23 protein-coding genes are annotated in these 24,294 nt (G+C 65.5%); 7 read left to right on the top strand and 16 right to left on the bottom strand.

Annotated elements, in window-relative coordinates; genetic code table 11:
- Window position 1 precedes the first annotated feature (1 nt).
- From IP92_RS26320 to rpsO, 3 genes are all read right to left on the bottom strand, one after another.
- A complete protein-coding gene (locus IP92_RS26320) occupies window positions 2-1,579 on the bottom strand; it encodes an AAA family ATPase (RefSeq protein ID WP_145880923.1) in 1,578 nt (525 codons plus the stop codon).
- A gap of 128 nt (window positions 1,580-1,707) precedes the next feature.
- Window positions 1,708-3,828: a polyribonucleotide nucleotidyltransferase gene (pnp, locus tag IP92_RS26325; RefSeq protein WP_145880925.1), complete on the bottom strand. Its 2,121-nt coding sequence runs from the start codon at window positions 3,826-3,828 to the stop codon at window positions 1,708-1,710.
- 200 nt (window positions 3,829-4,028) lie between these two features.
- Entirely contained in the window at window positions 4,029-4,298 is a 270-nt protein-coding gene (gene rpsO, locus IP92_RS26330) for a 30S ribosomal protein S15 (RefSeq protein WP_145880927.1), read from the bottom strand.
- 164 nt (window positions 4,299-4,462) lie between these two features.
- Here rpsO and IP92_RS26335 point away from each other — a divergent pair, with 164 nt between their 5' ends.
- Window positions 4,463-4,948 carry a hypothetical protein gene (locus tag IP92_RS26335; protein WP_145880929.1) on the top strand — a complete coding sequence of 162 codons (486 nt, stop codon included), beginning with the start codon at window positions 4,463-4,465 and terminating at the stop codon, window positions 4,946-4,948.
- A 109-nt stretch (window positions 4,949-5,057) separates the two neighbouring features.
- On the opposite strand, the gene IP92_RS26340 is transcribed toward IP92_RS26335, so the two are convergent.
- The 3 genes from IP92_RS26340 to IP92_RS26350 form a co-directional block, all read right to left on the bottom strand.
- The gene (locus tag IP92_RS26340) at window positions 5,058-6,599 is read right to left on the bottom strand and encodes a 2-isopropylmalate synthase (RefSeq protein ID WP_145880931.1); all 1,542 of its coding nucleotides are present in this window, start codon (window positions 6,597-6,599) and stop codon (window positions 5,058-5,060) included.
- A 39-nt stretch (window positions 6,600-6,638) separates the two neighbouring features.
- Complete coding sequence (gene pssA / locus IP92_RS26345) at window positions 6,639-7,514, bottom strand: CDP-diacylglycerol--serine O-phosphatidyltransferase (protein WP_145880933.1); 876 nt, start codon at window positions 7,512-7,514, stop codon at window positions 6,639-6,641.
- A gap of 139 nt (window positions 7,515-7,653) precedes the next feature.
- The gene (locus IP92_RS26350) at window positions 7,654-8,415 is read right to left on the bottom strand and encodes an SIMPL domain-containing protein (protein ID WP_145880935.1); all 762 of its coding nucleotides are present in this window, start codon (window positions 8,413-8,415) and stop codon (window positions 7,654-7,656) included.
- A 154-nt stretch (window positions 8,416-8,569) separates the two neighbouring features.
- Here IP92_RS26350 and IP92_RS26355 point away from each other — a divergent pair, with 154 nt between their 5' ends.
- Window positions 8,570-10,225 (top strand): alkaline phosphatase family protein, encoded by a 1,656-nt coding sequence (locus IP92_RS26355; RefSeq protein WP_145880937.1) that lies wholly within the window; start codon window positions 8,570-8,572, stop codon window positions 10,223-10,225.
- 22 nt (window positions 10,226-10,247) lie between these two features.
- Here the strand turns inward: IP92_RS26355 and IP92_RS26360 are convergent, their stop codons facing one another.
- The 4 genes from IP92_RS26360 to IP92_RS26375 all read right to left on the bottom strand — a co-directional run bounded on the left by IP92_RS26360 (window position 10,248) and on the right by IP92_RS26375 (window position 15,997).
- Window positions 10,248-12,449, bottom strand: a complete 2,202-nt coding sequence (locus tag IP92_RS26360) for an ATP-binding protein (RefSeq protein WP_145880939.1) — start codon at window positions 12,447-12,449, stop codon at window positions 10,248-10,250.
- 256 nt (window positions 12,450-12,705) lie between these two features.
- A complete protein-coding gene (ilvC, locus tag IP92_RS26365; RefSeq protein ID WP_145880941.1) occupies window positions 12,706-13,722 on the bottom strand; it encodes a ketol-acid reductoisomerase in 1,017 nt (338 codons plus the stop codon).
- A 60-nt stretch (window positions 13,723-13,782) separates the two neighbouring features.
- A complete protein-coding gene (ilvN, locus tag IP92_RS26370) occupies window positions 13,783-14,274 on the bottom strand; it encodes an acetolactate synthase small subunit (RefSeq protein ID WP_145880943.1) in 492 nt (163 codons plus the stop codon).
- Window position 14,275: 1 nt separating this feature from the next.
- Window positions 14,276-15,997, bottom strand: coding sequence for an acetolactate synthase 3 catalytic subunit (locus IP92_RS26375; RefSeq protein WP_145880945.1), 1,722 nt, complete (start codon window positions 15,995-15,997; stop codon window positions 14,276-14,278).
- Between the two features lie 496 nt (window positions 15,998-16,493).
- Between IP92_RS26375 and IP92_RS26380 the strand changes: the two genes are divergently transcribed.
- From IP92_RS26380 to IP92_RS26400, 5 genes are read left to right on the top strand one after another with little or no spacing between them, the layout of a single operon-like run.
- Window positions 16,494-17,063: an RNA polymerase sigma factor gene (locus IP92_RS26380; protein WP_145880948.1), complete on the top strand. Its 570-nt coding sequence runs from the start codon at window positions 16,494-16,496 to the stop codon at window positions 17,061-17,063.
- Complete coding sequence (locus IP92_RS26385; RefSeq protein ID WP_145880950.1) at window positions 17,060-17,476, top strand: DUF3619 family protein; 417 nt, start codon at window positions 17,060-17,062, stop codon at window positions 17,474-17,476. Before IP92_RS26380 ends, IP92_RS26385 begins: the two co-directional genes overlap by 4 nt.
- Window positions 17,477-17,478: 2 nt before the next feature.
- Entirely contained in the window at window positions 17,479-18,282 is an 804-nt protein-coding gene (locus tag IP92_RS26390) for a DUF3106 domain-containing protein (protein ID WP_145880952.1), read from the top strand.
- The gene (locus IP92_RS26395; protein WP_145880954.1) at window positions 18,269-18,796 is read left to right on the top strand and encodes an RDD family protein; all 528 of its coding nucleotides are present in this window, start codon (window positions 18,269-18,271) and stop codon (window positions 18,794-18,796) included. Before IP92_RS26390 ends, IP92_RS26395 begins: the two co-directional genes overlap by 14 nt.
- 37 nt (window positions 18,797-18,833) lie before the next feature.
- Window positions 18,834-19,145: a hypothetical protein gene (locus IP92_RS26400; protein WP_145880956.1), complete on the top strand. Its 312-nt coding sequence runs from the start codon at window positions 18,834-18,836 to the stop codon at window positions 19,143-19,145.
- Between the two features lie 150 nt (window positions 19,146-19,295).
- On the opposite strand, the gene IP92_RS26405 is transcribed toward IP92_RS26400, so the two are convergent.
- The 6 genes from IP92_RS26405 to hscA are packed head-to-tail and all read right to left on the bottom strand — an operon-like array spanning window position 19,296 to window position 24,293.
- A complete protein-coding gene (locus tag IP92_RS26405; RefSeq protein WP_145880958.1) occupies window positions 19,296-19,973 on the bottom strand; it encodes a S4 domain-containing protein in 678 nt (225 codons plus the stop codon).
- Window positions 19,970-20,983, bottom strand: a complete 1,014-nt coding sequence (ltaE, locus tag IP92_RS26410) for a low-specificity L-threonine aldolase (RefSeq protein WP_145880960.1) — start codon at window positions 20,981-20,983, stop codon at window positions 19,970-19,972. Before ltaE ends, IP92_RS26405 begins: the two co-directional genes overlap by 4 nt.
- A complete protein-coding gene (locus IP92_RS26415; protein ID WP_145880962.1) occupies window positions 20,980-21,867 on the bottom strand; it encodes a class I SAM-dependent methyltransferase in 888 nt (295 codons plus the stop codon). Before IP92_RS26415 ends, ltaE begins: the two co-directional genes overlap by 4 nt.
- The gene (gene iscX / locus IP92_RS26420) at window positions 21,854-22,048 is read right to left on the bottom strand and encodes a Fe-S cluster assembly protein IscX (RefSeq protein ID WP_145880964.1); all 195 of its coding nucleotides are present in this window, start codon (window positions 22,046-22,048) and stop codon (window positions 21,854-21,856) included. The genes IP92_RS26415 and iscX overlap by 14 nt, the downstream gene beginning before the upstream one ends.
- 1 nt (window position 22,049) lies before the next feature.
- Complete coding sequence (gene fdx, locus IP92_RS26425) at window positions 22,050-22,391, bottom strand: ISC system 2Fe-2S type ferredoxin (RefSeq protein WP_145880966.1); 342 nt, start codon at window positions 22,389-22,391, stop codon at window positions 22,050-22,052.
- Between the two features lie 21 nt (window positions 22,392-22,412).
- Window positions 22,413-24,293: a Fe-S protein assembly chaperone HscA gene (hscA, locus tag IP92_RS26430; RefSeq protein ID WP_145880969.1), complete on the bottom strand. Its 1,881-nt coding sequence runs from the start codon at window positions 24,291-24,293 to the stop codon at window positions 22,413-22,415.
- Window position 24,294: the final 1 nt, after the last annotated feature.

Here is a 24,294-nt window from a genome sequence, read left to right on the forward strand (position 1 = left end):
GTCAGCGCGAACGCAGCCACGCCAGGTAATTGGTGTAGCGCTGGTGCAGGTACTTCAGCTTCAGCAGGTCGTCGTACTGGGGGCCATACAGCTTGCGCCCCTTGACCAGCTGGTCGATGGTGCGCTCGATCTTCGCCAGGCGCGTGCGGGTGTCCCGTTCGCTGACGCCGTCGAGCCCCTGCGCGAACTGGCGCGCCAGTTCGCCGACCGGATCGTTGCGGTCCAGGTCGAGCCGGTCATACTCGGCGCATGCCAGGTCGAACAGGTGGCGCAGCCAGCCCAGCCGGTCGGTGCGGAACGCCGCGTGCTCGGGCAGGCCGAAGAACGGCGCGTCGAGATCGGGCTGCAGCTTGTCGTGCAGGACGAACGGCAGGATCTGGCGCAGGTCCTCCAGTTCCACTTCGCCATTGCCGCGGAAGTAGGCCAGCGCTTTCGCATACACCAGCAACGTCATCAGGTTGCGCTCCGAGACCCCGTTGCGGGTCTGGCAGCCCAGGTCCTTCAGCCGGTCGCGCCCGTCGTCGGCCGCGACGACCTGCTGCCAATCGACGCCGGACAGCCGGGCCGTGTCCTTCGTCATGTATTCGAACTGGCCGCCGGCCGTTTCCATCAGCTCGAACTGGCTGGCGAAGAATTCGAGGCGGCGGCGCACCGGTTCGGGGATCTCGACGGCCCGCACCGCGTCGCCCAGCGCGTCGAGCTGTTCCGGCGTGAACACCAGCTCCGCCGGCACGAGCTCCTCCGGCTTCAGGTTTTCCTCGATGCGCGCCAGCAGGTCGCCCAGGAAGCGCGGGTTGAACGCCAGCGCCTGCACCACCACGTCGATGCGGTCGCGCAGCGCCTCGATGACCTGGTACGTGCCGCCGCCCTGCTCGTCGTTCGCCGTCAGGAACCACGCCGCTTCCGGGCATTCGTAGATCTGGTTCAGCACTTCGGCGTAGTTATCGCTCATCACGGTGAGGAGCGCGCTCTGCGTGCGGGTGGGGATGCGGTTGTACTCGTCGATGATCTTCACGCGCATGCCCAGCCACGCGCGCCAGGCGATGCGGATCTGGTCCATGCTTTGCGCGTTGACGAGATCGGCCGGCAGCGGGTTGCCCAGCAGGTCGGCGATCGTCATCTGCGGGTGGCCGTGCTGCATGCCGCGCTTGACGTCCTTCACCGAGGCGCCGGACAGCACGCCCATCAGGATCGCACTGGCCGTCTTGCCGCGTCCCGGCCCGCCGACGATCAGGCACTTGCGGCGCGCCGCGAACGTCAACAGCGGCAGCAGCACGAAGCTTGAATAGCTTTGCGCCGACGGCAGCGTCAACAGGCGCTTGCTGTCGCCCACGCGGTAGCTCTGGTGCGGCCCGTCGTTGTACTCGATGTCGTAGTGCGGACTGATGATCGCGTTGTTGACGATCCAGAAGTAAGCCTGGCGCAGCTTCTCGTCCAGCGCCTGCCCGGCCTCCTCACCTTCGGGCGCGACAGCGGCCGGACCGCGATACAGGTCGGCGACGTCGAACTGGCGCGGCTTGGGCGCCGCCTTCGGATTCGTCGGCGCCTGCGACAGGTGTTTGAACAGGTTGAAGGCCATACCGGAGCGGGAGGTGGAAGATGCCACAAGTATACCGGACTAACCCAGGCACAAATACAGGCATCAATCCAGGCATAAAAAAACCGCCGGGCTCACGCACCGGCGGTTTTCAGTTTGCAGCGAGAGGCTTACTGCGCAGTGGCAGCGCCTTCCTCGGCAGCAGCCTTCATCGACAGCTTCAGGCGGCCGCGGTCGTCGGTCTCGAGAACCTTCACGCGCACTTGCTGGCCTTCCTTCAGGTAGTCGGCGACGGCGTTGACACGCTCGTTGGCGATCTGCGAGATGTGCAGCAGGCCATCCTTGCCCGGCATGACTTGCACGATCGCGCCGAAGTCCAGGAGCTTGAGCACGGTGCCGTCGTAGGTCTTGCCCACTTCGACCGATGCGGTCAGCTCTTCGATGCGGCGCTTGGCTTCCTGGCCGGCGGCGGCATCGACGGAGGCGATCGTCACGACGCCTTCGTCGGAAATGTCGATCTGCGTGCCGGTTTCCTCGGTCAGCGCGCGGATCACGGCGCCGCCCTTGCCGATCACGTCGCGGATCTTCTCGGGGTTGATCTTGATGGTGATCAGGCGCGGTGCGAAGTCGGACAGTTCCGTCTTCACGTGCGGCATCGCCTTCTGCATCTCGCCCAGGATGTGCTCGCGGCCTTCCTTGGCTTGCGCCAGCGCGACCTGCATGATCTCCTTCGTGATGCCCTGGATCTTGATGTCCATCTGCAGCGCCGTGATGCCGTTGGCGGTGCCGGCGACCTTGAAGTCCATGTCTCCCAGGTGGTCTTCGTCACCCAGGATGTCGGACAGCACGGCGAACTTGCCGCCTTCCTTGATCAGGCCCATCGCGATACCGGCCACGTGTGCCTTCATCGGCACGCCGGCGTCCATCAGTGCCAGGCAGCCGCCGCAGACGGAAGCCATCGACGACGAACCGTTCGACTCGGTGATCTCGGACACCAGGCGCACGGAGTAGCTGAACTCTTCCGGTGCCGGCAGCGCGGCGACCAGTGCGCGCTTGGCCAGGCGGCCGTGGCCCACTTCGCGGCGCTTCGGCGTACCGACGCGACCCGTTTCGCCCGTGGCGAACGGCGGCATGTTGTAGTGCAGCATGAAGTCGTCCGTGTACTCGCCCATCAGCGCGTCGATCTTCTGCGAATCGCGGGCGGTGCCCAAGGTCGCGACGACCAGTGCCTGGGTTTCGCCACGGGTGAACAGCGCGGAGCCGTGGGTACGCGGCAGCACGGAGGTGCGGATCGCGATCGGACGCACGGTGCGGGTGTCGCGGCCGTCGATACGCGGCTCGCCGTTCAGGATCTGCGAACGGACGACCTTGGCTTCCATGTCGAACAGGATGTTGCCCACTTCGACGGCGTCCGGCGCATCCACGCCTTCGGCAGCGGCTTGCGCGGCCAGGTCGGCCAGCACTTCGCTCTGCATCGCGCGCAGCTTGTCGGTACGGGCCTGCTTGTTCTTCGTCTGGTACGCTTCGTTGATCTTCGCTTCGGCGAACTGCGCGACCTTGGCGATCAGCGCTTCGTTCTTCGCCGGCGGGTTCCATTCCTGCTCGGGCTGGCCACCCTCTTCCACCAGGGCGTGGATCGCGTCGATAACGACACGCATCTGCTCATGGCCGTAGACCACGGCGCCCAGCATCACTTCCTCGGACAGCTGCTTCGCTTCCGATTCGACCATCAGCACGGCCGTTTCGGTACCCGCAACCACCAGGTCCATCTCGGACGTCTTCAGTTGCGTCGTCGTCGGGTTCAGCAGGTACTGGCCGTTGGTGTAACCCACGCGGGCGGCACCGATCGGGCCGTTGAACGGCACGCCGGCCACGCACAGCGCGGCGGAAGCGCCGATCATCGAAGGGATGTCCGGATCGATCTCAGGATTGACCGACAGGACGTGCACGATGACCTGCACTTCGTTCATGTAACCTTCCGGGAACAGCGGGCGGATCGGGCGGTCGATCAGGCGGGACGTCAACGTCTCCTTCTCCGACGGGCGGCCTTCACGCTTGAAGAAGCCACCCGGGATCTTGCCGGCTGCGTAGGTCTTCTCGATGTAGTCGACCGTCAGCGGGAAGAAATCCTGACCGGGCTTCGCGTCCTTGCGCGCCACCACGGTTGCCAGCACGACGGTGTCGTCCATCGACACCAACACCGCGCCGGAGGCCTGGCGAGCGATCTCGCCGGTTTCCAGGGTCACGGTATGTTGGCCGTACTGGAAGGTTTTCGTAACTTTGTTAAACATGGGTAATCCCTTTCTATTTGCCGACAGATTTTCAGGGGCTGTCGTTCACCTCACCACAGGCGGCTTGCTGATGCGTGCCGCCTTATTGCTCATCATCTCCCCAAGGTTCCACTTGGAAATAATTTAACATTCCAAAAAGACAAAATGCCCGCGACAGCGAACTGGCGCAGGCATCTGGTTTAAAACCGGTACCGCAAAAATTACTTACGCAGACCCAGTTTGGCGATCAGATCGCGGTAACGGGTTGCGTCCTTACCCTTCAGGTAAGCCAGCAGGCTCTTACGACGGTTCACCATCTTGATCAGGCCACGACGGGAGTGGTGATCCTTGGTGTGCTCCTTGAAGTGGGAGTTCAGTTCGTTGATGCGTGCGGTCAGCAGCGCGACCTGGACTTCCGGGGAGCCCGTGTCGTTCTGACCACGTGCGTTGTCCGCGATGATCGCGGCTTTGTTGATGCTCTCTACAGTCATGATGAACCTTTCACATGCGATGCGCGGAGTGACGGGACCCTGCACATCGTGAACAACGTTAAATAAAAAAACCTGCCCGTAATGGACAGGCCCGCAAGTATAGCGGAAAACGCGCGTGGTGTACCGGCTTCTGACTACAATTATTCATCGAACAGGAGTCCTGCATGAAAAAACTGATCATTCCAGCAATGTTCTGCGCCGCGTTGGCGGGCTGCGCGCTGGGCCCGCCGCCGCAGCCGGGCGAGCCGATGGCCGCCGTCGAAGGCCGCCTCGGCCGCCCCACCGCCCGCTTCCAGGTGGGCGGCGACACGGTGGACGAATACGGCGCCGGCTCGTTTGGCCAGTTCACGTGGATGGCCCGCTACGGCCCGGACGGCAGGCTGCGCTCGTACGAGCAGGTGCTGACGGACGAGAAATTCGCCACCGTGAAGCTGGGCGTGGACGACAAGACCTCGATCCTGCACACGTTCGGCCACCCGGCCGAGACGTCGTACCTGTCGCTGCGCGACCTGGAAGTGTGGAGCTACCGCTACAAGCAGTCGGGCGTATGGGACTCGATGATGCACGTGCACTTCTCGCGCGACGGCAAGGTGCGTGAGATGATGGCCGGGCCGGACCCGATGCGGGAGGCGAAGGATGGGTGGTTTTAGAGAGGCCACAGGCTCGATTGAACCCAACAGCAGAAGCCGGGGTCAGACCCGGCGGGTCTGACCCCAGGGTTTGCTTTGGGGTTGAAACAAAGCCGGCGTCCCACTGCCGTCAGATCCGCTCCGTCTGCGGATTGACCCGCTCCTTCGCATGCAGCTTGTTCAGCGCGGCGAGGTAAGCTTTCGCGGAAGCGACCACGATATCCGGGTCCGCGCCCACGCCGTTGACGATCCGCCCCGCCTGCGACAGCCGCATCGTCACCTCGCCCTGCGATTGCGACGATGGGCTGATCGCGGCGATCGAGAACAGCACCAGTTCGGCGCCGCTTTTCGCTTCGCTTTCGATCGCGTTGACGATCGCATCGACCGGTCCGTCGCCCGTGCCTTCGCAGACGACTTCGCGGCCGCCCTGCGCGAACACGACGCGTGCGTGCGGCAGCTCGCCCGTTTCGCTCCGCTGCGCCAGCGACACGAGGCGGTAATGTTCGCCCTCTTCGCGCTCCTCGGTCGAGACGAGGGCCATGATGTCCTCGTCGAAGATCTCGGCCTTGCGGTCGGCCAGGTCCTTGAAGCGGGCGAACGCGCCGTTCAGTTCCGCTTCCGATTCCAGCTCGATGCCCAGTTCCTGCAAGCGCTGCTTGAACGCGTTGCGGCCGGAGAGCTTGCCCAGCACGATCTTGTTGGCCGTCCAGCCCACGTCCTCGGCGCGCATGATCTCGTACGTTTCGCGCGCCTTCAGGATGCCGTCCTGGTGGATGCCCGATGCATGCGCGAACGCGTTGGCACCCACGACCGCCTTGTTCGGCTGCACGGCGAAGCCCGTGATCTGCGACACCATCTTCGACGCCGGCACGATCTGCGTGGTGTCGATGCCGCATTCGAGGTTGAAGTAGGCGCCGCGCGTGCGCAGCGCCATCACCACTTCTTCCAACGCCGTGTTGCCGGCCCGTTCGCCCAGCCCGTTGATCGTGCACTCGACCTGGCGCGCGCCGCCGATCGTCACGCCGGCCAGCGAGTTGGCCACCGCGAGCCCCAGGTCGTTATGGCAGTGCACCGACCAGATGGCCTTGTCCGAATTCGGGATGCGCTCGCGCAGCCGGCGGATCGTTTCGCCGAACAGCTCGGGCACGGCATAGCCCACGGTGTCGGGAAAGTTGATCGTCGTCGCCCCTTCGGCAATGACGCCTTCCAGCACGCGGCACAGGAAATCTTCCTCGGAGCGGCTGCCGTCTTCCGGCGAGAACTCGATGTCGTCCGTGAACTGGCGGGCAAAGCGCACAGCGAGCCTGGCCTGCTCAAGCACCATTTCCGGCTCCATCCGCAGCTTCATCTTCATGTGCAGCGGCGACGTGGCGATGAACGTGTGGATGCGCTTGCGGGCGGCAGGTTCGAGCGCCTCGGCGGCACGCGCGATGTCGCGGTCGTTGGCGCGCGACAGCGAGCAGATGGTGGAATCCTTGACGGTGGCGGCGATCGCTCGGATCGCTTCGAAGTCGCCCGGCGACGCGGCCGCGAAGCCGGCCTCGATGACGTCCACTCGCAGCTTCTCGAGCTGGCGGGCGATGCGGATTTTTTCTTCCTTCGTCATCGACGCGCCCGGCGATTGCTCGCCGTCGCGCAGGGTCGTGTCGAAGATGATCAGGCGGTTACTCATGCATAAACTCCTTGGTGTCTTGCGTGGCCGCCGACCAGGTCAGCGGCCTTCGTCTTCCTCGGGTTCCTCGTCGACCTGCACGATCGACACCGGCTTGCCCTTCGCCAGCCGGGCGAAGAACACCAGGTAGCCGGACAGGCCATACAGCACGAACAGCGGGAACATCACCTTCGGCGGATCCAGCGACACGAGCGCGAACGCCAGCGCGATCAGGAACACGGTGATGAACGGTACGGACTTCCTGAAATTGACGTCCTTGAAGCTGTAGAACGGCACGTTGGTGACCATCGTCAGGCCGGCGAACAGCGCGATACCCCACGAGAACCACGGCATATCGGTGCCCTTGACGTCCAGGTCGACCATCATCAGCACGAGGCCCGCGACCAGCGCGGCGGCCGACGGGCTGGGCATGCCCTGGAAGTAGCGCTTGTCGACGACGGCGATATTGGTGTTGAAGCGGGCCAGCCGCAGCGCGGCGCCGGCGCAATACACGAAGGCGGCAATCCAGCCCAGCTTGCCCAGGCCGCGCAGCGACCATTCGTAGATGACGAGCGCGGGCGCGGCGCCGAACGACACCATGTCCGACAGGCTGTCGTACTGCGCACCGAATTCGCTTTGGGTATTGGTCAGCCGGGCCACGCGGCCATCCAGGCCGTCCAGCAGCATCGCCACGAAGATCGCCCAGGCCGCATGCTCGAAGCGCTGGTTCATCGCCATCACGATCGCGTAAAAGCCGCAGAACAGCGCCCCGGTGGTGAACGCGTTCGGCAGCAGGTAGATGCCGCGCGAACGGGGCCGCGGCTCGCCGGTGCGCTCGGCCTTCTTGCGGGCGAATCTGGCGAACGGCGTGCGCCGTGGCGCCTTGGCGATGGGAGTGGTACCGTTCTTGGGCCGGCGACGGGGAAATTTTGCCATGTGCTGTTGTGCGTACGCTGCGTTATTGTTCTGCTCCGGCCGGGCATGATGCCCGGCCGGAGGCCCCTATTATAGAGGAGCACGCAGCGCGCCTGTGCCGAATCGTCGCCGGGGTGCGGCACAGGCGGGCACCGAGCGCTCAGCGGAAGCGCACCTTGCCGACGAGGCGCATCTCCAAGGTCGTCTCGCCCGGTTCGAACGACGGTTCGGCTACCTCGGCCATGTCGGCCTTGGCTGCGCGCATCATCATCGGCGCGGCCGCCACCGCGTTCTCGCGCCCGCCGGCGTAGTTGCCCGAGCCTTCGAAGTCCACCGTGTCGAGTACGGCGTCCGACAGCGGCCGGCCCATCGCGCCGGCGACGGCGGCGATCCGCTCGTTCAGGTTCTTGTAGGTGGCGGCGATGCGCTGGTCGTCCAGCTTCTTCGTCGCGGCCGGCGACAGGCCGAAGTTGATCGAGTTCAGCGTCAGCACCTTCTGCGCCGCGGCCACCGTTTTCGGCAGGCCCGTCAGGTTCTTCGTCTTCACTTCGACGTACTGGCCCACGCGCCAGGCGGTCGGCAGGCGCGGCTTGTTGCCGGCCAGCGGCACGGGCGGCCGGTCTTCCGGGTAGACGGGATAGGTGTAGTAACCCATCGTCTTCAGTTCGGCGCCCGGGTCCTCGCGCTTGATGATGTCGAGGCCCTGCTTCATCTTCTGGTTGACGCGCGATGCGGCGGCGGCCTTGTCCTTGTCCTGTTCCTCGATCGCCAGCGTGGCGGTGGCCAGGTCGTTCGGCGCCTTCACTTCGCCATACGCGGGAATGATGACGGTGGTGCCGGTGGTCGGCAGCTGGGCCTGCGCCTGGGCTGCGCCGACGGCCAGCGCCAGCGCGACGGCCGCCACGGTTCTTGTCAGGGTCATGGAATGCTCCTTGGTTGATCAGTGTGCGCAATTTAACCGATCCTGTACGCTGCGCCGGCAACAGTTGGTGAACGTTTGTAACAGCCGCTGTCATCAGGGCGACATGCGACTATGCGAAGATGGCAAGCTGCCGTAACCTCAACCCAAGACCACTATGAGAACAACGATCCTCCTTCCGCTGGCGCTGGCAGCAAGCTGCTGCGCCACCGCCGCCCCCGCCCGCACGCCGGCCGCCCCGCAACCCGCCGCCCAGGCACCTGCGCCGAAACTCGTCGTCGTGATGGCCGTCGACGGCCTGCCGCAGGAACAGCTGGTGCGCTATCGCGCCCAGTTCGGCCAGGGCGGCTTCCGCCGCCTGCTCGAACAGGGCGCCTGGTTCGCCGATGCGCACCAGGCGCACGGCACCACCGTCACGGCCGTCGGCCACACGGCGATCCTGACCGGCGCCTACCCGTACCAGCACGGCATCGTCGCCAACAACTGGATCGACCGCGCCACCGGCGAAGAGATCTACTGCACCGAGGACCGCGCCCACCAGTACATCGGCGAAGCGACCGGCCCGCACGACGGCACGTCGCCGGCCCGGCTGAAGGTCGACACACTGGGCGACCAGCTGCGCTACGCGACGGGCAACCGCGCCAAGGTGGTCGCGATCTCCGGCAAGGACCGCGGCGCGATCCTGCTGGCCGGGAAGAACGGCACGGCGTACATGTACATGGAAGGCAGCGGCAACTTCGCCAGCAGCACGTGGTACATGCAGCAGCATCCGGCCTGGGTGCAGCGCTACAACGCGGGCAAGCCGCAGGACCGCTATTACGGCAAGACGTGGCGACCGATGCTGGCCGACAGCGCCTATGCGATGGATGCGGAAGGCCCGCTGTTCGCCCTCTCCTACTACAGCGAGAGCGGCCAGCCGGACGCCGGCTATTACAAGCGCCTGAAGGAAGGCCCTTACGTGGACGAGCTGACCCTGGACTTCGCCCGCGCCGCGATCGAAGGCGAACAGCTGGGCGCGAATCCGGCCGGCGTGCCGGACCTGCTGGGCGTGAGCCTGTCCGCGCACGACTACGTGAACCACCGCTATGGCCCGGAAAGCCGCATGTCGCACGATCACCTGCAGCGGCTGGACCGCATGCTGGCCGGCTTCTTCACGTACCTGGACAAGCGCGTCGGGTTTGATAACTGGCTGATCGTCCTGACCGCCGACCATGGCTTCGCCAACAGCGCCGAGTTCTCGCAACAGCAGCGGGTCGACGCGGGCCGCGTCGACGGCAAGCAGCTCATCGCCGGACTGGAACAGCACTTGGCGGCGGCGTTCAAGGGCGTCAAGCCGATCGCCAACGCCTCGCTGCCGAACGTGTACTTCGACCAGCAGGCACTCGACAAGGCGGGCGTGAAACGGGCCGACGTCGAACAGGCGGCGCGCAACTGGCTGCTCGCGCAGACCGGCATCGCCGATGTCTACACGCGCACGCGCTTCGAGGAAGCGGGCGGCACGGGCACGCGGCTGGACCTGCTGATGCGCCGCGCGTGGCACCGTTACGAATCCGGCGACCTCGTCGTCGTGCCGCGCGCCTACTGGTCGTTCGGTTCCGGCACGAGCGGCGCCACGCACGGCACGCCGTATGCGTACGACACCAATGTGCCGCTGCTGATGATGGGCAAGCGCTGGATCACGCCAGGCAGCCACGCGACCTATGCGGAAGTCGTCGACATCGCACCGACCCTGGCCACGCTGCTGAACATCCGTCCGCCGGCCGGTGCCGAAGGGCGCGTGCTGACCGAGGTGCTGCGCCCGGCCGGCAAGTAAGCCTCAGTGCGGCGGGGAGCTGTCAGCCCTGCCGCAACGCCTGGAACAGCTCCGCGATATCGTAAGGCTTGGCCAGCAGCCGCACGCCGGGCAGGTTGACGCGGCTGTCCGTATAGCCGGTGGCCAGCACGATGCGCACGTCCGGATAGCGATTGAGCACGATGCGCGCGAGCTCCACGCCGCCGATTGTGCCGGGCATGACGATGTCGGAGAACACCTGCCGCACCGGCGCGCCCGATTCCAGCACGGCCAGCGCTTCCTCGCCGCTGGCCGCGGCCTGTACCTCGAAGCCGGCGGTGGCCAGCGCGGCCAGCATCGTCTCGCGCACCAGCGGGTCGTCCTCGACGAACAGCACCAGGCCGGCCGCCGCCGTCATGTCCGGCGCCGCGGCCGGAGGCATATCGTCGCCCACCGCCGCGGCACCGTCGGCACGGGGCAGCCAGATCGTCACCGTCGTGCCGGCGCCGGGCGCGCTGTCCAGCACCAGCGTGCCGTTCGACTGCGTGGCGAAGCCGTAGGCCTGCGGCAGGCCCAGGCCCGTGCCCTTGTCCATCGCCTTGGTCGTGAAGAACGGCTCGAGCGCGCGCGCCAGCGTTTCCGGGCTCATGCCGGTGCCCGTATCGGTCACGGCGATGCACAGGTAGTCGCCCGGCGGCAGCCCATGCGCGCCGTCGTCGTGCGCCGTATTGCGCAGCACGATGCTCACCTTGCCGCCGCGCGGCATCGCGTCGCGCGCATTGATCACGAGGTTCAGCAGCGCCAGCTCCATCTGCAGCGGGTCGACGGTGACGGGCCACAGGGCGTCCGGCAGGTCCACCGCCAGCTCCACGTTGCCCGGCACGGCGCTCTTCAGCATGGCCAGCGTGTTGCGCACGGCCCGCGCCGGGTCCACCGTCGCCAGGCGCGCATCCTGCACGGTGCCGAACGCGCGCATCTGCCCCGTCAACTTGGTGGCGCGGGCGATCGCGCGCTGGCATGTCTCGGCCAGCGCCTGCACGCGGGCGCGGTCCTGCGTCAGCGGGATCAGCTGCAGCGCGCCGGACAGCGTTTGCAGGATGTTGTTGAAGTCATGCGCGATCCCCGCCGTCAGCCGGCCCAGCGCCTCCAGCTTCTGGCCTTGCAGCAGCGCGCGCTGGGCCCGTTCGGCGGCGGCCACCGCTTCGGCCACCTTGCGTTCCAGGTCCGCCTTGTTGTTGCGGATCTCGGCGCTGGCATCGGCCAGCGCGAGGCTGACGGCGTCCGCCTCCGCCATGCCGGACGCGAACGCGGCGACCGCCTCACCCCGCCCCAGCGCCTCGGCCGACTGGCGCAGCCGTTCGATCGGCACGGCGGTGCGCTGCGCGTACCAGCGGGCACCAGCCACCGACAGCGCGGCCATCAGCACCACCATGATCGAGAAGCCCGCCGCCGCATAGATCGCCGGGCGGCGCATTTCCTCCAGCGGCACGCTGAGGATCACGGTCCAGTCGGACGTCGGCGCGCGGCTGAAGAACGCCATCGTCGGCACTCCCGCCAGCGTCACACCCTGGTGCACGCCTTCACGCTCGCCGGAACGGATGCGCGCGCGCAGCGCGCTGCGCACGGTCAGGCCGATGTACTTCGCGGCGTCGCGGCTGCGCGCGATCACGCGGCCGTCGCGGTCGGTGATCGTGGCCGTCCATTCGGCCGGCAAGCCTTGCTGCACCAGCAGCGGCACCATGCGTTCGGCCGCCGTGCCCATCGCCAAGTAGTAACGGAGCTTGCCGCCGATGGCGACGGGGACCTGCACCGCGACGTCGTAGCGCTTGCCCACCGGCGCCATGAACAGGTCCGAGACGACGGTGCCGGCGGCGCCGCGGGCCGCGCGCAGTGCCATCAGGTTCGACGCGCCACGCGGCAGCGGGTGACCGAACGGCTGACGGCTGTTGAGGAGCTGCCTGCCTTCCAGGTCCATGATGACGATCGTCGAATGCTCCGGCGGCGCCACCCGGCGCGCGTGATCGTAGAAAGCGCGCAAGTCGCCGCGCTGCAGCGAGCCGGCCGCGCCGAGCGTACGCAGCACTGCCTCCATCGCCAACACCTCACGGTCGGCCAGCAGCGACAGCGCGCGCACGGCTTCCTTCACCCCTGCCACCTCGGCCTTGCGCTGCTCCTGGTAGACATACCATACGGCGACGGACGCGACGACGAGTGCCGGCAGCAGGATCGACAGGATCAGCAGCAGCAGGCGGGTACGAATACGCATGGGACCTCGGGCACGTGAATTAACCTAACGGCAACAGAGCATTCTAGCTGAGCAATGCAGAACGTGCCGCGCACGGTTCGTCGCGCGGCACGACGTTGTTTTTCAAACCGGGGGACAGTCCCCGGTGTCGTTTTACGACCAGCTCAGCCGCGAAATCGCAACCAGGGACAGTCCCGGTCGTTGTTTTGCGACCAACTCGGCGATACGGACGAAAAAAAAGCGGCCCATCAGGGCCGCCGAGAGGCTACAAGGGACTTCAGTTCTTGGATTGGTCGACCAGCTTGTTTTTCGCGATCCACGGCATCATCGCACGCAGTTTCGCACCCACCTCTTCGATCTGGTGCTCGGCCGTCAGGCGGCGGCGCGAGATCAGGGTCGGGGCGCCGGCCTTGTTTTCCAGGATGAACGACTTGGCGTATTCGCCCGTCTGGATGTCCTTCAGGCACTGGCGCATCGCTTCCTTCGTCTCTTTGGTGACGACGCGCGGGCCCGTCACGTACTCGCCGTATTCGGCGTTGTTCGAGATCGAGTAGTTCATGTTGGCGATGCCGCCTTCGTAGATCAGGTCGACGATCAGCTTCAGCTCGTGCAGGCACTCGAAGTACGCCATCTCCGGCGCGTAGCCCGCTTCGACCAGCGTCTCGAAGCCGGCCTTGATCAGTTCCACGGTACCGCCGCACAGCACGGCCTGTTCGCCGAACAGGTCGGTCTCGGTCTCTTCGCGGAAGTTCGTTTCGATGATGCCGGCCTTGCCGCCGCCGTTCGCCGAAGCGTAGGACAGCGCGATGTCGCGGGCGATGCCCGATTTATCCTGGTGCACGGCGATCAGGTGCGGCACGCCGCCACCCTGCTTGTACGTGTTGCGCACGGTGTGGCCCGGAGCTTTCGGCGCGACCATGATCACGTCGAGGTCGGCGCGCGGCACCACCTGGCCGTAGTGGACGTTGAAGCCGTGCGCGAACGCCAGCACGGCGCCTTGCTTGATGTTCGGTGCGACGTTCTCGTTGTAGACCTGGGCGATGTTCTCGTCCGGCAGCAGGATCATGACGACATCGGCGTTCTTCACGGCGTCGTTGACTTCCGCGACCTTCAGGCCGGCCTGTTCGACCTTCTGCCACGACGCGCCGCCCTTGCGCAGGCCGACGGTGACGTTCACGCCCGATTCCGTCAGGTTCTGCGCGTGCGCGTGGCCTTGCGAGCCATAGCCGATGATGGCAACGTTTTTACCCTTGATCAGGGAGAGGTCGGCGTCTTTGTCGTAGAAAACTTTCATGGTCATTCCTAAGTATTTTGTATAAATCGTTTAAATCAATCAGAGCAAATCAGGTATCGTTCAGAGCTTCAGAATGCGCTCGCCCCGGCCGATGCCGGAGCCGCCGGTGCGGACGGTTTCCAGGATCGAGGCACGGTCGATCGCGTCGATGAAGGCGTCCAGCTTGCTCTTGGCGCCCGTCAGTTCGATCGTGTAGGACTTCTCGGTCACGTCGATGATGCGGCCGCGGAAGATGTCGGCGGTGCGCTTGATTTCTTCGCGTTCCTTGCCCACCGCCCTCACCTTGATCAGCATGAGCTCACGCTCGATGTGCTGGCCTTCGGTCAGGTCCACCACTTTCACCACCTCGATCAGGCGGTTCAGGTGCTTGGTGATCTGTTCGATGATGTCGTCCGAGCCGCTGGTGACGATCGTCATCCGCGACAGGGTCGCATCCTCGGTCGGCGCCACCGTCAACGTTTCGATGTTGTAGCCGCGTGCGGAGAACAGGCCGACGACGCGCGACAGCGCACCCGCTTCGTTTTCCAGCAGCACAGAGATAATGTGTCGCATATCAGAGGTCCTCCGATCCGAGCAGCATTTCGGACAGGCCCTTGCCCGCCTGGACCATCGGCCACACGTTTTCGCTCTGGTCGGTGATGAAGTTCATGAACACCAGGCGGTCCTTCATGCCGAACGCTTCGCGCAGCGCGCCGTCGACGTCGCCCGGCTTCTCGATGCGCATGCCGACGTGGCCATAGGCCTCAGCCAGCTTCTCGAAGTCCGGCAGCGAATCCATGTACGACTCGGAGTAGCGCGAACCATAGTCGAGCTGCTGCCATTGCCGCACCATGCCCAGGAAGCGGTTGTTCAGCAGGATGATCTTCGGCGTCAGGTGATACTGCTTGCACGTGGCCAGCTCCTGGATGCACATCTGGATCGATCCTTCGCCCGTGATGCAGGCAACCGTCGCATCCGGGTTCGCCATCTGCACGCCCATCGCGTACGGCAGGCCGACACCCATCGTGCCCAGGCCGCCGGAATTGATCCAGCGGCGCGGCTTGTCGAACTTGTAGTACTGCGCGGCCCACATCTGGTGCTGGCCCACGTCCGACGTGATGAACGCGTCGCCGCGCGTCAGCTCGTACACCTTCTCGACGACGGACTGCGGCTTGATGATCGTGTCCGACTGCGGATACTTCAGGCACAGGCGGTTGCGCCACTCGGTGATCTGGCCCCACCACTTCGACAGCTGCGCCGGGTTCGGACGGTGGTCCGCCGCGTCCAGCTGGGCGAGGAATTCGACCAGCACGTCCTTGACGTTGCCGACGATCGGAATGTCGACCTTCACGCGCTTACTGATCGACGAAGGGTCGATGTCCACGTGGATGATCTTGCGCGGGTTCTGCGCGAAGTGCTTCGGATTGCCGATCACGCGGTCGTCGAAGCGCGCGCCGATCGCGATCAGCACGTCGCAGTTCTGCATCGCCATGTTCGCTTCGTAGGTGCCGTGCATGCCGGGCATGCCGACCCACTGGTCGCTCGATGCGCGCGAGCCGCCCAGGCCCATCAGCGTGTTCGTGACGGGGAAGCCGAGGCGCTCGACAAGCTTGTTCAGTTCATTGTGCGCGTTGGCCAGGATCACGCCGCCGCCCGTGTAGATCATCGGGCGCTCGGCCTGCAGCAGCAGCTGCACGGCCTTGCGGATCTGGCCGGAGTGGCCCTTGTCGACCGGACGGTACGAACGCATCTCGATCTCCTTCGGATAGGAGAACACGTGCTTGTGCATCGAGATGTCCTTCGGGATGTCGACCAGCACGGGGCCGGGACGGCCGGTGCGGGCGATGTAGAAGGCTTTCTTGACCGTCTCGGCGAGGTCCTTCACGTCCTTGACGAGGAAGTTGTGCTTGACGACGGGGCGCGTGATGCCGACCGTATCGCATTCCTGGAACGCATCCTGGCCGATCGCGTGGCTCGGCACCTGGCCGGAGATCACGACCATCGGCACGGAATCCATGTAGGCGGTCGACAGGCCCGTCACCGCATTGGTGACACCGGGGCCGGACGTGACGATCGCGACGCCCACCTTGTTCGAGCTGCGCGAATACGCATCGGCGGCGTGCACGGCGGCCTGTTCATGGCGTACCAGGATGTGCTGGAATTTGTCCTGCTTGAAGATCGCGTCGTAGATGTAGAGGACGGCGCCTCCAGGATAGCCGAAGACGTGTTCGACGCCCTCTTCGGCCAGGCAGCGCACGAGTATTTCGGCGCCTGTGATGGCTGCTTCGGAGTTCATGAAACATTCCTTTCAAGGTCCATAGGAGATTGAACGGATGCTCTTGCCTGTCGAAGTAAGCCCGTCGCCACAGCTCCCTCCCGCCCGTACACTTATTCGCGCTCGCCGCCGCTGTTCCCCCAACCGTAGTGGGGTGCAAGACGAAGGCTGTGGCGCTACTCGTTGAGCGACAGTTTCTGCAGCGGCCTGACTGACCTCTCGCGCTTTTGGCACGGGTTAGAGCAAACTGCTGACATATGAAAGCGGATCGGCGCCTGTGGCGTTGTGTGCGACGGGAGCACGATCGGGGAGCTTCGTGGTGTGCGAAGCGTTCCATACGGTACTGCGTCGCACCATTCTGGTCAAGGAATATTGTGTTTTTTTCGTCCCGGCGCCCCGTTCGGGTGCAAAACAGCGGGCGGAACGTCGTGAAAATCGTTAAAACCATGCGGAAATTGAGGATTTTTGCTAGCATGCGCAGGTTCCAAGACCTCTACGGCACCGCAATCCCCACCTGATGGCAACAGATAAAGAACTTTCAGACTTTCTGGAAAACGTCGAACGACGTGCCTTCAAGCAGGCGGTCTATGCGGTACGCAAGGATGAATCGGCGCTGGACATCGTCCAGGACGCGATGATCAAGCTGGCGGAGAAATACGGCGACAAGCCGGCCGCCGAGCTGCCGCTGCTGTTCCAACGCATCCTCCAGACCACGATCCTCGATTACTTCCGGCGCGAGAAAGTTCGCAATACCTGGGTTAGCTTGTTTTCAGGATTGGGAAATTCCCAAGAGGAACATGAGGATTTTGATATACTGGAATCCTACGAGGCCGAACAGGGCACCCAGGCCGCCGAATCTTCCGCCGACCACGTCGAGCGCATGCAGGTACTGCAAATCATTGAAGATGAAGTACAAAAGCTCCCCACGCGTCAACGGGAAGCGTTCCTCATGCGTTACTGGCAGGATATGGATGTAGCCGAGACGGCCGAAGCGATGGGATGTTCCGAAGGGAGCGTGAAAACGCATTGCTCACGCGCAACTCACACTCTCGCCGAAGCGCTCAAAGCCAAGGGAATCAAACTATGAACACCGAAGAAATCAATTTCGCTTACCGGGTGCGCCATGCGCTCAACGAGAAGCTGGACGATTTGCCGGCCTCGACCACGGACCGTCTCGCCGCCGCCCGCCAGGCGGCCCTGGCGCGCAAAAAGGCGCACGTCGAAGTGCGCGTGACGCGTACCGCGACGGCCACGGCCACCGCCAATGGCGGCGCATTCGGCGGATTGTTCTCCGATCCGTTCGGCTGGATGAGCCGCTTCTCGGTGGCGCTGCCGTTGCTGCTCGTCGTGGGCGGCATGATCGGCGTGTACCAGTACGAGCAGCAGCAATCGATCGCCGAGCTGGCGGAACTGGATGCGGCCGTGCTGTCGGACGAGCTGCCCCTGTCGGCCTACCTGGACCACGGCTTCAACGCCTACCTTGAAACGCGCGAGCAATAAGCATGGCGCGAGCTAGCGGTCGCACGTGGCTGTTGGGCGGTGCCGCCGCATTGGTCGTCGCGATCGTCGCCGGCGTTGCCTTGTTGCGCCATGAGCGTCCCGACCCGGGTGCCGGTTCGGCGGCTTCGGCCGCCTCGGCACTGCTCGCCCCTTCCGCCGCCGAAAAACGCTGGCAAGACCTGACACCCGCGCAGCAGGCTGCGCTCGAGCCGCTGAAAGCGGGCTGGGACGACCTCGGCCCCGTGCGCAAGCAGAAGTGGCTCGAGATCGCCGGCCGCTACGCGACGATGAAACCGGCCGAACAGAAACGCGTCCACGAACGGATGCGCGAGTGGGTCGCGCTGTCGCCGGAAGAACGCAAGGCCGTGCGCGAAAGCTATGCGCGCGCCCAGAAGATCGTCGGCGGCAAGAAGGCCGCCCAATGGGAGCAATACCAGCTGTTGCCGGAAGAGGAAAAGCGCAAGCTCGCCAACGCCAACGCGGCGAAGAAGCAGCAGGTGGCGAAACCGCCGACGCCGGCGCAAAGCCTCGTCAAGACACCCACACCGATCAAGCCACACCCGGGCCTCGCCACGGCCGGCGGTACCGCCGCCCCGACAACGCCCGTCGCGCCTGCGCCGGTAGTGCCGGTACCGGCCGCACCGGTGGTCCCGCCGCCGGCGCCCGCTCCCGTGCAGGAAATGGAATACCCGCTCGAAGGCGCCGCGACGCCGGCGGCGATGATGCAGCAAAACCCGCCGGCGCCGCCACCCGCGCCGCAGCCGGCCCCGCAACCTGTCCCTGCTCCGCCCAATGCCGGCAAATGACCTGAGTCCCATCGGCGTGCCGTCCATCGGCCGCCGGCTGATCGCGATGGTGTACGAGCTGCTGCTCGCCTTCGCCGTGCTGTTCCTGCCTTTCCTGATCTTCGAGCTGGCGGTCAACGCCAGCCATGCGGCCGTCGTCGAACACGGCCGCCAGGCGCTGGCCTTCCTCGTGCTGGGCGCCTACTTCATCCATCAATGGAGCCGCAACGGCCAGACCTTGGCGATGCAGACGTGGCGCATCCGCGTGACCTTGCCTGACGGCGGCGCTGTGCCTTTGAGGCTGGCGGTGGTGCGCTACCTGCTGGCGTGGATGTGGGTGCTGCCGGCGCTAGTCGCCAGCTGGGCGTTCGGCCTGGCGCACTGGGCCGCGCTGGGCGCGCTCGGCGCCGGCATCGCCGTGTGGTCGCTGACCGCCCTGTTCGACAAGGACGGCCAGTTCTTGCATGACCGTCTCGCCGGCACGCGGCTCGTGCAGTTGCCGAAGCGCACCAAGAAAACCGCCGCGACGGCCTGACCTTGCGGGCGGGTCCCCTCGCCCTCACCTTGTCCGGATGAACCCGGACGACGACTCCCCTTCCGCTCCGCTGTGCCCGTTGTGCGGCCGCCCGCTGGGCACGATCAATATCGATCGTCACCACTTGGTGCCGAGAACGTTCAAGGGCCGCGAGCAGTTCCCGATCCACAAGATCTGCCACCGGAAGATCCACTCCGTGTTCACGGAAAAGGAATTGCTGCGCACCTATCACACGTGGGACAGGCTGCGCGAGCACGAGGATATCCGTACGTTTATCGAGTGGGTGGCGAACAAGCCGGCGGGCTTTTATACGACGACGGCGACGGCGAACCGCAAGAAGAGGCGGTGATGTGGGCGTTGGTGAGCTCCCGACGCGGAGCGAAACCCAAGACGCAAACCCATGGGGTCAGACCCGGCGGGTCTGACCCCGGCATTTGCAGTGGGTTGAACATTAGAGCCCCGGCGCCTCAATGCCAAGCCCCGACACGGATCCGCTATTTCAGAACCGCTCGTAGCCCTGCAAATACCGCCACTGCCCCACCGGCAGCGCACCCATCGATATACGCCCGATGCGCAGCCGCTTCAGCGCCGTGACAGTCAGCCCCACGTCGGCGCACATCCGCTCGATCTGCCCCGGCTTCACGTTCTTGATCGCGAAGCGCAGCCGGCCTTCGTTCTGCCAGCTGACCTTGGCCCAGCCGTTGTTCAGCCGCTTCAAGCCATCCTCGGCGATCGTGCCGGTGATGTCGGCGATGAGCTCTTGCTCGATCTTCGCGGCTTCGTCAACGAGCTTGCGCGCGACGCGGAAGTCCTGCGTGAACACGAACAGGCCGCTGGCAGCGTCGTGCAGCGGCAGCATCGCCTGCAGCTTCGTCACGTGGCGCTTCAGGAAGCGCTCCTTGCCCGCTTGCGCGCTGCGGTTTTCCGCCGTCAGGCAGGACAGCGCATCGACGCCGGCGGGCTTGTTCAGCAGCAGGGTGACGGGGACGATGTCCAGCAACGTCGCGTCGTCGGCCAGCGTAACCGTCTGCCCAGTCGCCACGCGCGCGCCCTGGTCCTCGACGACCACATCGTCGACGAGCACATAGCCGCCTTCGATGTACAGCTCGGCCTCGCGACGCGAGCATGCTTTGAGTTCGGCCACGCGCTTGGCGAGGCGGATTGCGTCGTCCGTCATGCGAAGTACCGCGCGAACGCGTCCGCCACCTTGCGCAGCTGTGCGCGGTTCACGTTCAGGTGTGTGACGAGGCGCAGCTTCGGCCCCATCGACACGCGGATGCATTCGTCCGCCAACGCCTTTGCCAGCGGTGCGCAATGCTCGGCCGGCACGTCGACGTAAAAGATGTTCGTCTGCGGCGTGCTCACGGTCAGGCCGGGAATCTTCGCCAGCTCGGCCGCGAGGAACGCGGCATTGTCGTGATCTTCCGCCAGCCGCTGCACGTTGTGCTGCAGCGCGTACAGCCCGGCCGCGGCAATGATGCCGGCCTGGCGCATACCGCCGCCCAGCATCTTGCGCCAGCGCTTGCCCTCTTCGATCAACTCGCGCGAACCGCACAGCACCGAGCCGACCGGTGCGCCGAGGCCTTTCGACAGGCATACCGACACGCTGTCGAAGCCCGCCACCGCGTCGCGCAAAGCGATGCCCTGCTTGACGGCCGCGTTGCAGATACGCGCGCCGTCCAGGTGCGTGGCGAGGCCTCGCTCGTGCGCGAGCGTGGTGGCCTGCGCGACGTACTCGCGCGGCAGCACGCGGCCGCCGATCGTGTTTTCCAGCGCCAGCAGCTTCGTGCGGGCGAAGTGGATGTCACGCGGCTTGATCTGCGCGGCGATGTCGGCCAACGCCAGGCTGCCGTCCGGCTGGTTGGCGATGGGCTGCGGCTGGATGCTGCCCAGCACCGCGGCACCGCCGCCTTCGTAGCGGAACGTGTGCGCTTCCTGGCCGACCAGGTATTCGTCGCCGCGGCCGCAATGGGCCAGCAGCGCGATCAGGTTCGTTTGCGTGCCGGACGGCGCGAACAACGCGGCTTCATAGCCGAACAGCTCAGCCGCATGCTGCTGCAGGCGGTTGACCGTCGGGTCGTCGCCATACACGTCGTCGCCCACCGGGGCGCTGGCCATCGCATCGCGCATCGCGGCGCCGGGCTGCGTGACCGTGTCGCTGCGCAGGTCGATCCACTCGTTCGTCACACTTCCTCCGTGTAGAAGCGGCTGCCCATTTCCAGCAGGCCGACGGTGTCCAGCACTTCCTTCAGCCGCTCGGCGGGACGGCGGCGCGGCAGGTCCTTGTACGTCGCGATAATGAGTTCGTTCTTCATCGAATGCTCCCAGCCCACCAGCTCCGTCACGTTGACCTGGTAGCCGTGCGCTTCCAGCTGCAGGCAGCGCAGCACGTTCGTGATCTGGCTGCCGAATTCGCGCGTGTGGATCGGGTGGCGCCAGATCTCCGTCAGCGCGCTCTTGCCGAGCGACTGGCCCTTGTTCTTCTTCAGCACCGATGCGACCTCCGCCTGGCAGCACGGCACCAGCACGATGTGCTTCGCATGCTTCTTCAGCGCGAAGTCGATCGCATCGTCGGTGGCCGTGTTACAGGCATGCAGCGCGGTGACGATGTCGATCCGCTCCGGCAGCGCCGTCGAGGTGGTCGACTCGGCCACTGACAGCGGCAGGAACGCCATGCCCGGAAAATCGAACTTCGCGGCCAGCTCGCGCGAACGCTGCACCAGCTCCTCGCGCGTCTCGATGCCGTAGATGTGCGAACCGCTCTTCGCGTCGCCCTGCAGCGCCTTGAAGAACAGGTCGTAGATGATGAAACCCAGGTAGGACTTGCCGGCACCATGGTCGACCAGCGATACGGCGCCCTTCTCCTTCAGCACGTCCTGCAGCAGCGGTTCGATGAACTGGTACAGGTGGTACACCTGCTTCAGCTTGCGGCGGCTGTCCTGATTGAGCTTGCCGTCGCGGGTCAGGATGTGCAGCTCCTGAAGCAGCGCGACGGACTGTCCCGGCTTGATCTCCGGAATGTCCGTCACGGTGGTGGGCAACGCTGCGGGGGCTGGCTTATTGCGCTTCATCGATCCATGCCTGCTGGATCGCTTCCAAGACCTTCTCGCCGCCCCGCTTGTGGTCGTCGTCGAAGCCTTCCAGCGTCACGACCCAGTTGTGCAGGTCCGTGAAGCGGATCTGCGTCGGGTCCAGGTGCGGGTATTTGTCGTACAGCGCTTCCGCGATCGCCGTGATGTCGGACCATTTCATGTCAGTGGCCGCCTTCGCTCGCATGGTTGATGGTGTACTTCGGGATCTCGACGACGAGGTCCTCGTCGGCCACGATCGCCTGGCACGACAGGCGCGATTGCGCTTCCAGGCCCCAGGCCTTGTCCAGCAGGTCTTCTTCCGTCTCGGTCGCTTCATTCAGCGAATCGAAGCCCTCGCGCACGATCACGTGGCACGTGGTGCAGGCGCACGATTTCTCGCACGCGTGTTCGATGTGGATGTCGTTCTCGAGCAGGACGTCGCAGACGGACTTGCCCGGCGCCGTGTCGATGACGGCGCCTTCCGGGCACAGCTTGGCGTGGGGCAGGATGACGATTTGTGGCACTTGATACCTCTGTAATAATTTTTAGATGACCTGGTCCAGCGCCTTGCCGGCCAGCGCGCTGCGCACGCTGCGGTCCATGCGGCGCGACGCGAATTCCTCGGTGCCGTGCGCCAATTCCTCGACGGCCGCCTTGACGGCCAGGTGGTCGACCGTGCCGGCAGCGGAGGCCGCGACGACGTCGCGCGTCTTCTGCATCAGCGCGTCGACGGCGGCGCGTTCCTCGGCCGACAGCAAGTTCGCGTCCTCGTCCAGCGCAGATTGCGTGGCCAGCAGGATGCGCTCGGCCTCGACCTGCTCTTCGCGCAGCGCGCGCGCCTTCATGTCGCTTTCGGCGGCCGTGTACGAATCCTGCAGCATGCGCGCCACGTCCTCGTCGGCCAGGCCGTACGACGGCTTCACCGTGATCGATGCCTCGACGTTCGAGCGCAGCTCGCGCGCCGACACGGACAGCAGGCCGTCCGCATCGACCTGGTACGTGATGCGGATGCGCGCCGCGCCGGCCGCCATCGGCGGGATGCCGCGCAGCTCGAAGCGGGCCAGCGAACGGCAGTCCGTCACCAGTTCGCGCTCGCCCTGCAGCACGTGCACGGCAAGGGCCGTCTGCCCGTCCTTGAACGTCGTGAATTCCTGCGCCCGCGCGCACGGGATCGTCGAGTTGCGCGGGATGATCTTCTCGACCAGACCACCCATCGTCTCGATACCCAGCGACAGCGGGATCACGTCCAGCAGCAGCCAGTCGTCGCCCGGCGCGCGGTTACCGGCCAGCAGGTTCGCCTGGATCGCGGCGCCCAGCGCCACCACTTTGTCCGGGTCGATGTTCGCGTGCGGGATCGTGTGGAAGTAATCGCCGACGGCGCGCTGCACGTGCGGCATGCGCGTGGCGCCGCCGACCATCACGACGCCGTCGATGTCGTCGGCATCCAGGTTCGCGTCGCGCAGCGCCTTCTTCACGGCGTTCATCGTCTTCGCGACGAGGTGCTTCGTGATCTCGGCAAAGGTCTCGGCCGTGACGGTCAGGTGCACGTTCTCGCCCGAGGACAGGTTCGCATCGATGACGACCTGCGGCTTCGTCGACAGCAGTTCCTTCGCTTCGCGCGCCTTCACCATCAACAGCGCCGTGTCCTCGTCGTTCAGCGGCGCGAGCTTTTCCTGCTCGTGGATCCAGCAGAACAGGCGGTGGTCGAAGTCGTCGCCGCCCAGCGCGGAATCGCCGCCCGTGGCCAGCACTTCGAACACGCCCTTGGACAGCTTCAGGATCGAGATGTCGAACGTGCCGCCACCCAGGTCATACACGGCGAACAGGCCTTCGGAACCGTTGTCGAGGCCATACGCGATCGCCGCGGCGGTGGGTTCGGACAGCAGGCGCAGCACGTTCAGGCCGGCCAGCTGGGCCGCGTCCTTCGTGGCCTGGCGCTGCGCGTCGTCGAAGTACGCCGGCACCGTGATCACGGCGCCGACCAGGTCGTCGCCCAGCGCGTCCTCGGCGCGCTGGCGCAACGTGGCCAGCACCTGCGCGGACACTTCGACGGGGCTCTTCACGCCGGCCACCGTCTTCAGCTGCACCATGCCGGGGCTGTCGACGAAATCGTAAGGCAGGTTTTCCGCGTACGCGATGTCCTTCAGGCCGCGCCCCATGAAACGCTTGACGGAGACGATCGTGTTCTTCGGATCGGTCGTCTGCGCGGCCTGGGCCTTGTAGCCGATGTTGGCGTGGCCGTTCGGCAGGTAGCGCACGACGGACGGCAGCAGCGGCCGGCCATCCTCGTCGTTCAGCACCTCGGGAATCGACGAGCGCACGGTGGCGACCAGCGAGTTCGTCGTGCCCAGGTCGATGCCGACCGCCAGCCGGTGCTGGTGCGGTGCCGTGGACATGCCCGGTTCGGAAATTTGCAGAAGTGCCATG

The sequence above is a fragment of the Pseudoduganella flava genome, assembly GCF_007830495.1.
Taxonomy (GTDB): Bacteria; Pseudomonadota; Gammaproteobacteria; order Burkholderiales; family Burkholderiaceae_D; genus Rugamonas; species Rugamonas flava.